At 41.9% G+C, this 13,083-nt stretch carries 11 protein-coding genes and 2 tRNA genes; all 13 read left to right on the top strand.

All coding sequences use genetic code 11. The features are described 5' to 3' along the window. Window positions 1-13: 13 nt before the first annotated feature. A tRNA-Ser gene (locus tag KQP79_RS03580) sits at window positions 14-98 on the top strand. Window position 99: 1 nt separating this feature from the next. Next, a tRNA-Ser gene (locus tag KQP79_RS03575) sits at window positions 100-184 on the top strand. 174 nt (window positions 185-358) lie between these two features. After that, window positions 359-1,294, top strand: a complete 936-nt coding sequence (gene rlmF / locus KQP79_RS03570; protein ID WP_009040764.1) for a 23S rRNA (adenine(1618)-N(6))-methyltransferase RlmF — start codon at window positions 359-361, stop codon at window positions 1,292-1,294. A gap of 49 nt (window positions 1,295-1,343) precedes the next feature. After that, window positions 1,344-2,111 (top strand): N-acetyltransferase, encoded by a 768-nt coding sequence (locus tag KQP79_RS03565; protein ID WP_008643116.1) that lies wholly within the window; start codon window positions 1,344-1,346, stop codon window positions 2,109-2,111. Window positions 2,112-2,265: 154 nt separating this feature from the next. After that, window positions 2,266-4,023, top strand: a complete 1,758-nt coding sequence (locus KQP79_RS03560; protein WP_009040765.1) for a helix-turn-helix domain-containing protein — start codon at window positions 2,266-2,268, stop codon at window positions 4,021-4,023. A 65-nt stretch (window positions 4,024-4,088) separates the two neighbouring features. Continuing rightward, a complete protein-coding gene (locus tag KQP79_RS03555; protein ID WP_009040766.1) occupies window positions 4,089-4,451 on the top strand; it encodes a DUF488 domain-containing protein in 363 nt (120 codons plus the stop codon). 84 nt (window positions 4,452-4,535) lie between these two features. Next, the gene (locus KQP79_RS03550; RefSeq protein WP_004315182.1) at window positions 4,536-5,768 is read left to right on the top strand and encodes a Cof-type HAD-IIB family hydrolase; all 1,233 of its coding nucleotides are present in this window, start codon (window positions 4,536-4,538) and stop codon (window positions 5,766-5,768) included. Then, a complete protein-coding gene (locus tag KQP79_RS03545; RefSeq protein ID WP_061447614.1) occupies window positions 5,765-6,880 on the top strand; it encodes an isochorismate synthase in 1,116 nt (371 codons plus the stop codon). The genes KQP79_RS03550 and KQP79_RS03545 overlap by 4 nt, the downstream gene beginning before the upstream one ends. Window positions 6,881-6,899: 19 nt before the next feature. Beyond that, a complete protein-coding gene (gene menD / locus KQP79_RS03540; protein WP_008643120.1) occupies window positions 6,900-8,567 on the top strand; it encodes a 2-succinyl-5-enolpyruvyl-6-hydroxy-3-cyclohexene-1-carboxylic-acid synthase in 1,668 nt (555 codons plus the stop codon). Window positions 8,568-8,570: 3 nt separating this feature from the next. Further along, the gene (gene menB, locus KQP79_RS03535; protein WP_004310001.1) at window positions 8,571-9,395 is read left to right on the top strand and encodes a 1,4-dihydroxy-2-naphthoyl-CoA synthase; all 825 of its coding nucleotides are present in this window, start codon (window positions 8,571-8,573) and stop codon (window positions 9,393-9,395) included. A gap of 60 nt (window positions 9,396-9,455) precedes the next feature. Continuing rightward, entirely contained in the window at window positions 9,456-10,481 is a 1,026-nt protein-coding gene (locus KQP79_RS03530; RefSeq protein WP_004310002.1) for an o-succinylbenzoate synthase, read from the top strand. A 31-nt stretch (window positions 10,482-10,512) separates the two neighbouring features. Then, a complete protein-coding gene (locus KQP79_RS03525; RefSeq protein WP_004310003.1) occupies window positions 10,513-11,628 on the top strand; it encodes an AMP-binding protein in 1,116 nt (371 codons plus the stop codon). Between the two features lie 334 nt (window positions 11,629-11,962). Beyond that, window positions 11,963-13,083 (top strand): ISAs1 family transposase (locus KQP79_RS03520; RefSeq protein WP_319639086.1); only part of this gene is annotated, 1,121 nt, incomplete at its 3' end.

The raw sequence follows: 13,083 nt of genomic DNA, 5'->3' as shown, positions 1-13,083 counted from the left end.
ATAAAGGAGTTTTGGAGAGGTGGCAGAGTGGTCGATTGCGGCGGTCTTGAAAACCGTTGTACTGCGAGGTACCCGGGGTTCGAATCCCTGTCTCTCNTTGGAGAGGTGGCAGAGTGGTCGATTGCGGCGGTCTTGAAAACCGTTGTACTGCGAGGTACCCGGGGTTCGAATCCCTGTCTCTCCGCTTTTAAGCATTGAATATCAATGCATTATAGAATAAGCATCCTAATTAAGGTTTCAGAAAATGACCTTATGGGATGCTTTTTTATTTTATGATATTTTGGGGTGATTTGATTCCAATTTAGTGTATTAACAGGGAAAATTTGCAGACAGGAAAATTCTCTGTATCTTTGCCGGCATGGCACAAAAAGGTGAGTTACATATAAGAAATAAGCACAATGGTCAATACGATTTTCCGTTGTTGATAGAAAAATATCCTCCACTTAAGAGATTCGTATCACTTAATCCTCTGGGTGTACAAACTATAAACTTTTTTAATCCGCAAGCAGTAAAAGCTTTAAATAAAGCATTATTAATCAGTTATTATGGCATTCGGTACTGGGATATACCGAAACAATACTTGTGTCCACCCATTCCTGGAAGAGCGGATTATATTCATTATATTGCCGATCTTATTCAGCCGGATAGGGTAGCGAACGATTTGCAGACAGAGGAGGAAGATGCGAACGAACAGAAAACGAAATGCAGATGTCTGGATGTTGGGGTAGGTGCAAATTGTATTTATCCGATTATAGGGCACACAGAATATGGATGGACATTTGTGGGCAGTGATATTGATCCGGTCTCGATTGAGAATGCACGAAAGATAGTGACTTGCAACCCGGTATTGGCACATAAGATTGACTTGCGACTTCAGAAAGACAGTCAGAAAATTTTTGATGGAATTATCATGCCTGGCGAGTATTTTGATGTTACGATATGTAACCCTCCGTTTCATAGCTCGAAGGAAGAAGCGGAAGACGGAACCTTGCGCAAATTGAGTAGCCTGAAAGGGATGAAGGTGAAAAAAGTACAATTAAATTTTGGCGGGAGTGCGAATGAACTTTGGTGTGAGGGTGGAGAAATCCGTTTTATACTGAATATGATCTCCGAGAGTCAGAAATATCAGAAGAACTGTGGATGGTTTACCAGCTTGGTTTCAAAAGAAAAGAATCTCGAAAAGCTATGTGCTAAATTGAAGTCTGTGAATGTATCGGAATATAAGATTATCAGAATGCAGCAGGGAACTAAAAGCAGCAGAATATTAGCCTGGCGATTTTCTAATAACTCATAATAATGAGTGCTTATCGATTTGTTATTTTTAAACCTATTAATATAATATTATGGAAACAAATTACATCACTTTGACGAAGGAGAATATTGCGGACGAACATATATGCTGTGCCTTTTCGGATAAGAAATGCAAAGATAGTTATGAGTTAAAAAAAGCATGGCTGAAAAAAGAGTTTGATAATGGTTATGTTTTCAGACGTATTGACGAACGGGCGAAAGTGTTCATCGAATATGGTCCTGCTGAAAAGGCGTGGGTTCCTGTCAGTGCTCCTAATTATCTGATGATAAATTGTTTCTGGGTGTCGGGTAAATATAAAGGATGCGGGCATGGTAAGGCTTTGCTGCAGTCTGCTATTGATGATGCGAAATTGCAGGGAAAAGATGGTTTAGTTACCGTAGTGGGCACTTCTAAATTTCATTTTATGAGTGATACAAAATGGCTGCTGCGACAAGGTTTCCAAACTATAGAAAAACTTCCTTACGGATTCAGTTTGTTGGCTTTGAAAATAAATCCGGCTGCTCCCGATCCTTCATTCAACGACAGTGTCTTGACAGGTGAGTGTCCTGACCGGGATGGAATAGTAGTGTATTATACTCATCGTTGTCCGTTTACTGAATTCCATGTTCGCGGTTCTTTGGTCAATGCAGCCAAGAGTAAGGATCTCCCATTAAAAATAATAGAATTAGAAACCATGGAACAGGCACAAAATGCGCCTACTCCAGCCACTATCTTTACTCTTTTTTATAATGGTAAGTTTGTTACGACCGATTTGAGCGTGTGTATTGAAGCCCGGTTGGGAAAGGCTTTAGGCTTGTGATTCTGTGAGATGAAGATTTATCAGAAACTAGGATTGGGATAAGAAGATAGCTAATGTTTCTTATTTTAATTTTGCAAAATTAAGATGTACCTTGCACTTTTTATGGAAAATACATATCTTTGGATGTTGAATGATTAAAATACGGTAAGAACTTATGCGTTTTTTTGTATGTATTTTGGTGCTTTTATTTGTACATAATCAATTTTCGAGGGCTGATAAAACTTTAACAGATGATTCTCTGTATACGGAGAAATATATCAGGGATATTTATATTCCCGAACCTAGGCGTGCTCTGCAATTACTGGACGAAGCGGAGGACAGGAAAACGATTCCTTTGCGGGTTGTAAATGAATTGCGTAGTTTATCATATAGTAATATGTATATGAATAAATTGGCATTTATGTATGCAAGGAAAGCTTATTTGCTTGATTCCATATATCAAAAAGATCCGAAACACATGCTGAAAATGACAGTACATTTGGCTGAGTTTTCGGCAATGATGAGTAAATATAATGAAAGTATGCGTTATGCATTAGATGGAATCAGGCAGGCGCAAGAATTAGGGAACAGGGAAGCCAAAGCCAGGTTATTTTTCTGTATGGGGGAGAATAATTGGAGATTATCTTTTAAAGATAAAGCATACGATTATTTTAACCGGACTATTGAGCTTTTGCGGGGCTCAAAGGAGATGCGGGAAATGATGTTGCTCTCTTATTACTATGGAGCAGAAATGAGCTTTTTAATGAATGATTCTCGAATTGATGAGGCATTGAAAGTGGGTTTTGAGCGTGAAAAGCAGATTAAACGGCTTAAGGAAGTACCTCAAATCTCTGAAGATTATGTAGATGGCCAATATAGTTATTTATATGCCAAATTAGCCTACATCTATTGCATGGAGAAGAAATATGAGAAGGCGGAGCAATATTATCAGAAATACTTATCAAAGAAAGAGTCTCATACTCCCGACGGAAAAATGTACTCGGTTCCTTATTTGGCGCTTTCCGGACAATATGAAAAGGTTATTGATAATTGCAGGGGGTTCAAGGAATTGATGAGAACCCAGCAGGATACTTTGAATGAACAGTATCTGACTGTCCTTCGACAGGAAGTGAAGGCATATTTGGGTATGCATAAATACAAAGAAGCTGCCGAGATACGTGAAACGATTTTAACTATAACAGATAGTATCAATACCCGGGATAGAAACAATGCTGCATTGGAATTGAATGCAATGTACGGCGCTTCTGAAAAAGAAGAATATATTGCCGAACAGGCTTTTCAATTAAAAATAAGAAATATTACCCTCTGTTTTCTTGCGTGTATTGTTGTGTTGACTCTGTTTATCGTTTGGCGTTTGTGGCATTTCAATCATATAGTCGAATATAAGAACAGGATGCTTGCCAGGCTTATAAACGAGAAATTTGCTAATAGAAAAGATGGGAACCAGCTATCGGAAGTATACGAACAACTGGCTGTTGTGTCGGAGATTGAACCGGAACGTATTTCACCCGAAGAACTGGAAGAACTTGCTAACGATACAGATAAAGAAAGTGGGGAAGAAGAAGAGAATAAAAAGATATTTCAGGAACTGAATGATATCGTTATTCAGAAACAGTTATATCTTTCTTCAGAATTGTCGAGAGAAGATCTGGCACAAATCGTACATCTGAATAACGCACGTTTTGCGAGGATGATAAGAGAATGTACCGGAACCAATTTTAATGGATATATCAATGAATTGCGCATTAATTATGCCATTGAACTGATGAAAAAGCATCCTAATTATACGATACGTGCCATTGCGGATGAGGCCGGATTTAATAGCACCCCGATTTTATACAATCTTTTTAAGAAAAAGACGGGAATGACTCCTTACGAATTTAAAAAAGCACAGGATTCGTTACAGAATTGAGTGGATTCTGCTAAACAATTTTCGCATTTTCCGGTTTATCTATTTATAATTAACTATTAATAGAGATGATACAGGTAAGGATAAAGCGGGTTTACGAAGATTTTTCAGAAACAGATGGCTACCGGGTACTGGTAGATAAATTATGGCCACGTGGAATGAAGAAAGAATGGCTTAAGTACGATTATTGGGCAAAAGACATCACACCGTCTTCCACATTGCGTAGATGGTTTCACGAAGATATTCCCGGACACTGGGAAGACTTTGTCATACAGTATCAGAAAGAACTTGACGCTTCTTCCTCAATGGCTGATTTTCTGACTCTTATCAAGCCGCATCCGGTGATAACATTGCTTTACGCTTCCAAAGAACCGGTGTATAATCATGCCCGTATCCTCCGCGATTATCTGGAAATGCGTTTGAAAGATTGAAATTAAAGTAATTTTTATCTGTTTACGCTTTCTGTCGTTCACTCAATTTCCTACCTTTGTAATCTAAATCAAAATCGTGTAATCATGAAGTATAAATTATTGGTTCTTGATGTAGACGGAACACTCCTCAATGATGCGAAAGAAATTAGTAAGCGTACATTGGCTGCCCTGTTGAAGGTTCAGCAAATGGGAGTACGTATTGTGCTGGCATCCGGCAGACCTACTTATGGCCTGATGCCGCTGGCAAAGATGCTTGAACTTGGAAACTATGGAGGTTTTATTCTTTCCTATAATGGCTGTCAGATTATCAATGCACAAAACGGGGAAATTCTGTTTGAACGTCGGATTAATCCCGAAATGTTGCCGTATCTGGAAAAGAAGGCCCGTAAAAACGGTTTTGCCTTATTCACTTATCATGATGATACGATCATAACGGATTCTCCTGAAAATGAACATATCCAAAATGAAGCCCGGTTGAATAACCTGCAAATAATTAAAGAAGAAGAATTTTCTGCTGCCGTTGATTTTGCTCCTTGTAAGTGTATGCTGGTGAGCGATGACGAAGAAGCACTGGTTGGTTTGGAAGATCACTGGAAGAGACGACTGAACGGAGCGTTGGACGTATTCCGTTCGGAGCCATATTTTCTGGAAGTAGTTCCCTGCGCCATCGACAAAGCCAATTCTTTGGGTGCTTTGCTGGAGGTACTGGATGTGAAGCGTGAGGAAGTGATTGCTGTGGGCGACGGTGTGTGTGACGTAACAATGATTCAATTGGCCGGGCTGGGCGTAGCTATGGGACATTCACAAGACTCGGTGAAAGCCTGTGCCGACTATGTGACCGCTTCGAATGAGGAAGATGGAGTGGCCGTTGCAGTGGAGAAGGCTATTATAGCCGAAGTGCGTGCAGCCGAAATTCCCCTTGACCAACTGAATGCGCAGGCACGCCACGCATTAATGGGAAACTTGGGAATTCAATATACATACGCCGACGAAGACCGTGTGGAAGCAACGATGCCGGTAGACCATCGTACCCGTCAGCCTTTCGGCATTTTGCATGGGGGAGCTACTCTTGCACTGGCAGAAACAGTTGCCGGACTCGGTTCGATGATTCTCTGCCAGCCGGACGAGATTGTAGTAGGAATGCAGGTCAGCGGAAACCATATATCTTCTGCACATGAAGGAGATACCGTGCGTGCAGTAGGAACAGTTGTACATAAGGGACGTTCCTCCCACGTATGGAATGTAGACGTGTTTACTTCAACAAACAAACTGGTGTCTTCCATACGGGTAGTCAACAGTGTGATGAAAAAGAGATGACCGACGAAGAAATAAGTAACTTGACAACTATTGATGCATTTATTCAACGGAAGCAGCCGTTTGCTGTTTACCGTGTTCCCGGAGAGAAGGTTCCCCGTCTGTTGACGCAGGCGGAAGGAGCGGTCCGTTTGATATACGATTTGAAAGAACTGAACGGACAGAGAGGATTTGTAATTGCTCCGTTTCAGGTGAGTGAGTCATGTCCGGTTGTGTTGATCCAACCCGATCAGTGGGGGCAGCCTTTACCGATGGATGATGATACGGAAGAAGACCGGGAGATAGCCTTGCGCCTGCAAGGGCAAGAATCATTTCTGACTTCTTCCACGGAAGAATATACGGCATGCTTTCATACCTTTATAAATGCGTTACGTGACAGGACTTTTGATAAACTAGTGCTTTCCCGTCATCTTACAGTTGATAAAGTAGCTGATTTCTCTCCTTCGTCCATCTTTCGGGCGGCTTGTAAACGTTATATTCATTCGTATATATACTTATGTTATACTCCGCAGACAGGGATCTGGCTGGGAAGCACTCCCGAAATCATTTTATCGGGTGAGAAAGACGAATGGCATACGGTTGCGCTGGCCGGAACACAGCCTTTGCAAGATGGCAGACTGCCGCAAGTATGGGATGAAAAGAACCGGAAGGAACAGGATTATGTATCTTCTTATATCCGTCGTCAGCTTCTTTCACTGGATATCCATGCTACGGAAAACGGGCCATATCCTGCTTATGCCGGTGCTTTGTCACATTTAAAAACCGATTTCCGGTTCGCTTTGAAAGATAATAAAGGTTTGGGAGACCTTCTGAAAGTTTTGCATCCGACACCTGCCGTATGCGGCTTGCCGAAGGAAGAAGCCTATCAGTTTATTTTGCAGAACGAAGGTTACGACCGCCGCTATTACTCCGGTTTTATCGGATGGCTCGATCCGGAAGGGCGAACAGACTTGTATGTAAACCTGCGCTGTATGCATATCGAAGATAAACAACTCACTCTTTATGCCGGCGGTGGATTATTGGCCTCTTCGGAACTGAATGACGAATGGCTGGAAACGGAGAAAAAGTTGCAAACCATCAAACGGCTGATTGCAGTGCCTCCTTTAAAATCATAAACTACTAATAATTATCATCATGTATACAGACAAGAAGAACATACTCCAGTTGGTTGCGTTGCTTGAGGCGCATGGGATTACTAAGGTTGTGTTGTGTCCGGGTAGTCGTAACACCCCCATAGTGCATACTTTGTCTAACCATCCGAATTTTACCTGCTATCCGGTGACGGATGAACGGAGTGCCGGCTATTTTGCCATCGGTCTTGCGTTGAATGGTGGTAAGCCTGCTGCTGTCTGCTGCACTTCCGGTACTGCATTATTAAACCTTCATCCGGCTGTGGCAGAAGCATTTTATCAAAATGTTCCTCTGGTCATTATTTCTGCAGACCGTCCCGCTGCCTGGATCGGACAAATGGACGGACAGACTGTACCACAACCAGGCGTATTTCAGACGCTGGTCAAGAAGTCGGTAAACCTTCCGGAGATTCATACGGAAGAAGATGAATGGTATTGCAATCGTCTGGTGAATGAAGCATTGCTGGAGACGAACCATCATGGAAAAGGACCGGTACATATCAATATCCCTATTTCTGAACCATTGTTCCAGTTTACGGTCGATTCGCTTCCAGAAGTGCGTGTCATAACCCGTTATCAGGGGTTGAACGTCTACGATCGTGATTATAACGATTTGGTCGACCGGATGAATAAATACCAGAAGCGTATGATTATCATCGGTCAGATGAATCTTATCTATCTGTTTGAAAAAAGATATATCAAGTTATTATATAAACATTTTGCCTGGTTGACGGAACATATCGGCAACCAGACAGTTCCCGGTATTCCGGTAAAGAACTTCGATGCGGCGCTTTATGCCATGCCCGAAGAGAAGGTAGATCAGATGGTTCCGGAGCTGCTGATTACTTATGGAGGACATGTCGTTTCCAAACGATTGAAGAAGTTGCTCCGTCAGCATCCGCCTAAAGAACATTGGCACGTATCGCCGGACGGTGAGGTGGTCGATTTGTATGGCTCATTAACTACGGTGATCGAAATGGACCCGTTCGAGTTTCTGGAGAAGATAGCCAGTTTGCTGGACAATCGGACTCCTGAATATCCCCGTGTGTGGGAAAACTATTGCAAGATCATTCCTGAACCGGAGTTTGCTTATTCGGAAATGTCTGCTGTCGGTACGTTGTTGAAAGCCTTGCCGGAGTCATGTGCGTTGCATCTGGCTAACAGTTCGGTGGTGCGCTATGCGCAATTATACTCCATTCCTTCTACGATTGAAGTTTGTTGCAACCGGGGAACAAACGGCATTGAAGGCTCGCTGTCTACGGCTGTCGGTTATGCGGCAGCTTCCGACAAACTGAACTTTATAGCTATCGGAGATTTGAGCTTCTTCTATGATATGAATGCGTTGTGGAACGTCAATGTTCGCTCCAATCTGCGTGTTCTTCTGTTAAATAATGGAGGAGGAGAGATTTTCCATACCTTGCCGGGATTGGATATGTCGGGTACCTCACATAAATTTATTGCGGCAGTTCATAAAACATCGGCCAAAGGTTGGGCAGAAGAGCGTGGGTTTCTCTATCTGCAAGCGCAAAATGACGAAGAACTGGCTGAAGCGATGAAAACTTTCACTCAACCGGAAGCTATGGAGCAGCCTGTGCTCTTGGAGGTGTTTACCAACAAAAACAAGGACGCGCGCATGTTGAAGAATTATTATCATCAATTAAAACAAAAATAGATTATGTCAACACAAAGAGAGTGGACAACCATTAGAGAATACGACGATATTCTTTTTGATTATTATAATGGAATTGCCCGTATCACGATCAACCGTGAGCGCTATCGGAATGCGTTTACTCCGACAACTACTGCTGAAATGAGTGACGCATTGCGCATCTGCCGTGAAGAAGCGGATATTGATGTGATTGTGATTACCGGAGCCGGTGATAAGGCGTTTTGTTCGGGTGGCGACCAGAATGTGAAAGGACGTGGCGGATATATCGGAAAAGACGGTGTGCCTCGTCTAAGCGTATTGGATGTGCAAAAGCAGATTCGCAGCATCCCGAAACCGGTGATTGCTGCCGTGAACGGTTTTGCCATTGGTGGCGGACACGTGCTCCATGTAGTATGTGATTTATCCATTGCTTCGGAAAATGCCATTTTCGGTCAGACAGGTCCTCGCGTGGGTAGCTTTGATGCCGGATTCGGTGCATCTTATCTGGCGCGTGTGGTAGGACAGAAGAAAGCACGTGAAATTTGGTTCCTTTGCCGCAAGTATAATGCACAAGAAGCATTGGATATGGGATTGGTGAATAAGGTAGTACCTTTGGAACAGCTGGAAGATGAATACGTGCAATGGGCGGAAGAAATGATGTTGCTTAGCCCGTTGGCTTTGCGCATGATTAAAGCGGGATTGAATGCCGAACTGGACGGCCAGGCAGGTATTCAGGAGTTGGCAGGTGACGCAACATTACTTTATTACCTGACGGATGAAGCACAGGAAGGAAAGAATGCGTTTCTGGAGAAACGTAAACCGAACTTCAAACAATATCCGAAATTTCCTTAAAATAATAGGCTAATGAAAGACTGGTTGTGCAGTAATTAGCAGATTGAAAAGATATTCATTATGGATTGTAAGATAGATATTATTCCCCGGTTGCTCCATTTCAAGCGACCCGCGGGAACTTCCCGGGGAACATATACTACACGAAAAGTCTGGTATCTTCACTTTGCTTCTCCTGATTTTCCGGGTAGAGTGGGAATTGGAGAATGTGCGCCTTTGCCTGCGTTAAGTTGTGATGATCTCCCTGATTACGAAGATATATTAATAAGAACTTGCCGGCAAGTAGAGGAAGAACAGGGAAAATTGGATAAAGATGGTCTATGCAAGTATCCTTCCATCTTATTTGGCTTGGAAACGGCTATCTGGCATTTCTTTGCAGGGAGTTGGGCTTTGTCCGATACGGCTTTTTCTCGTGGAGAGGTAGGGATTCAAATTAATGGTTTGATTTGGATGGGAGATTTTGATCACATGTTATCCCAAATCGAGAAAAAGATGGAAGCCGGATTCCGTTGTGTCAAACTAAAGATTGGTGCTATCGATTTTGAAAAAGAATTGGCGTTGTTACGTCATATTCGTACCCATTTCTCTTCTAAAGAAATAGAGTTGCGTGTAGATGCAAACGGTGCTTTCTCTCCGGGTGATGCAATGGAAAAACTGAAACGTCTGTCGGAATTTGATTTACATTCTATCGAACAGCCGATCCGTGCCGGACAATGGGAGGAAATGGCCCGGCTCACTTCTGAATCTCCGTTGCCGATAGCATTGGATGAAGAGCTGATAGGATGCAACATGCTGGAAGAAAAAAAGAAACTGCTGGCAACCATCCGTCCGCAATATATCATCATTAAACCATCTCTCCACGGAGGAATATGCGGAGGGGATGAATGGATTATGGAAGCGGAAAAGCAACATATCGGCTGGTGGATCACTTCCGCTTTGGAGTCCAACATTGGTTTGAACGCTATCGCCCATTGGTGTGCAACATTCAATAATCCGTTGCCACAAGGATTGGGAACGGGTATGCTCTTTACTGACAATATAGAAGTGCCTCTTGAAATCAGAAAAGATTGCCTGTGGTTTTGTAAATGATAGTATTTAGTGGTATTTAAAGGATATTCTGATGATATTTGATCGACAACAACAGCGCTTGCTACTGGAAGGAAAAGAATACACTTTTGAAGATATAAGCCAACTGATAGCAGGAGGAGCAGAAGCTCATTCTTCTGCTTATTGGGATTTATATCTTTTCCTGAACGAATGGTTTAATGATTCTCCTGTTATTACAGTTCATACATCGGGCTCCACGGGTATACCTAAAGAACTGATGGTACGCAAGGATCAAATGATGCAAAGTGCACGTCTGACTTGTGAATTTCTGAATTTGAAGAAAGGTGAGTCGGCATTATTATGTATGAATCTTCGTTATATCGGTGCAATGATGGTGGTCGTACGTTCATTGGTTGCAGGCTTGAACCTGATTGTTCGTCCTGCTTCCGGTCATCCGTTGGCGGATATAAAAGAATCTTTGAGATTTGTGGCAATGGTCCCATTGCAAGTTTATAACACGATGCAGGTTCCCGAAGAAAAAGAGCGATTAAAACAAACGGATATTCTGATTATAGGAGGCGGAGCCGTTGATGAGGCTCTGGAAACGGAGATAAACCATCTTCCGACTGCCGTTTACTCCACTTATGGCATGACTGAAACTTTGTCGCATATTGCCCTTCGTCGTCTGAACGGAGCATCGGCTTCAGAACATTATTATCCATTTCCTTCAGTAAAATTGTCTTTATCCGCAGAGAATACATTAATCATTGATGCCCCTTTGGTATGTGACGAAACATTGCAAACCAATGACATTGCACGTATCTATCCCGATGGAAGTTTTATGATTCTAGGCCGGAAAGACAATGTGATTAACAGTGGAGGAATTAAGATTCAAGCAGAGGAGATGGAGAAGTTGCTCCGCCCGTTTATTCCTGTGTCCTTTGTCATTACTTCAGTTCCGGATCAGCGCTTAGGGCAGGCTGTCACTTTATTATTGGCAGATCAGCCCGACACAGAAGAAATCGGAAATAAACTACATGAAATACTGGAACCTTATTATCGTCCCAAGCATATATTGACAATAGAATCCATTCCGCAAACAGAGAACGGAAAAATAAACCGGGCAGAGTGTCGCATCTTAGCCAAACAAATGTTGATGACATTTTACCCTCACACCCTCACACCTTGATTCAATCCCTTTATTCATCGGTGTTTCAAGTGTGAGGGTAGAGGTGAGGCCAGGGTGAGGGTAACTTTTTACCCTCACCCTGGCTCGTCTTGTTCCCAGCTAATTTATACTATATTTCCCTATATATCATACATTGATACTTAGGTATTCTTTTGTTAAGCTCTAATGTTTTACAAGGGCTCACCCATGTAAACAAATCTGTTTACAACCGTAAACGGATTTGTTCACAACTGATAGCAGGGCAGACGCATTATATTTTTTACTATATTCTCGTTTGTAATTTCCTTACTATATTGTTGGTTATTAACATATTATCATTTGCTANTAAACTAACATGAAAATTGGCATAATTGACCTTTGTAAACAAATAGAAGATCCTAGGATGAACCGCAAAAAAGTACATAAAATGGAAACTATTATCTATATATCCATTGCTGCTGTAATCTGTGGCGCTCAATCCTGGAATGAGATTGAGGAATTTGGCAATGCGAAAATTGCTTTTTTCAAAAGTCGCATACCTGGTCTGGAGTTCATCCCTAGTCATGATACTTTTAATAGATTCTTCAGTATAATAAAGCCCGAGTATTTTGAGTTGATCTTCCGTAATTGGGTAAAACAAGTCTGTCAGGAGGTGAAAGGCGTTGTTGCTATAGATGGCAAGCTCATGCGTGGTCCAAGCCAATGTGACGGAGAACATACTACGGGAAAAGAAGGATTCAAATTATGGATGGTTTCTGCATGGTCTGCCGCTAATGGAATTTCTTTAGGTCAGGTAAAAGTAGATGATAAAAGCAATGAGATTACAGCTATTCCATTGTTAATTAACTCNTGGTCTGCCGCTAATGGAATTTCTTTAGGTCAGGTAAAAGTAGATGATAAAAGCAATGAGATTACAGCTATTCCATTGTTAATTAACTCTTTGGAACTAAGTGGTTGTATTGTTACAATTGACGCGATGGGATGCCAGAAAGATATAACCCAGACCATTATTGAGCATAATGCAAATTATATTATAGCTATAAAGGAGAATAAGAAAAAAAATTATCAACTAGCTAAACAAATCATTGACGATTATCAGGATAGAGATGAAATAACCAATAGAGTCACCAGGCATGTGTCGGAAAACACCGGACATGGAAGGATTGAGACAAGAACATGTACTGTAGTCAGTTATGGATCTATTATGGAGAAAATGTTTAAGAAGAAACTTGTGGGGTTGAAGTCTATTGTAGGGATAAAGTCGGAGAGAACAATAGTAGCAACAGGAGAATATACTCAAGAGGTCAGATACTATGTAACTTCACTTGATAATACCAAACCGGAGGAGATTGCATCTGCCATCAGGCAGCATTGGTCTATTGAGAATAATCTTCATTGGCAACTGGATGTTACCTTTCGAGAAGACTACAGTAAAAAGGTGAAAAATGCAGCCAGAAACTTTTCGGTGGCAACAAA

It is taken from the genome of Bacteroides sp. DH3716P (assembly GCF_025914115.1).
In the GTDB taxonomy this organism is placed as follows: Bacteria; Bacteroidota; Bacteroidia; order Bacteroidales; family Bacteroidaceae; genus Bacteroides; species Bacteroides ovatus.
Note: the sequence above shows the minus strand (reverse complement) of the source record. Positions and strands in the feature narration are given on the sequence as shown.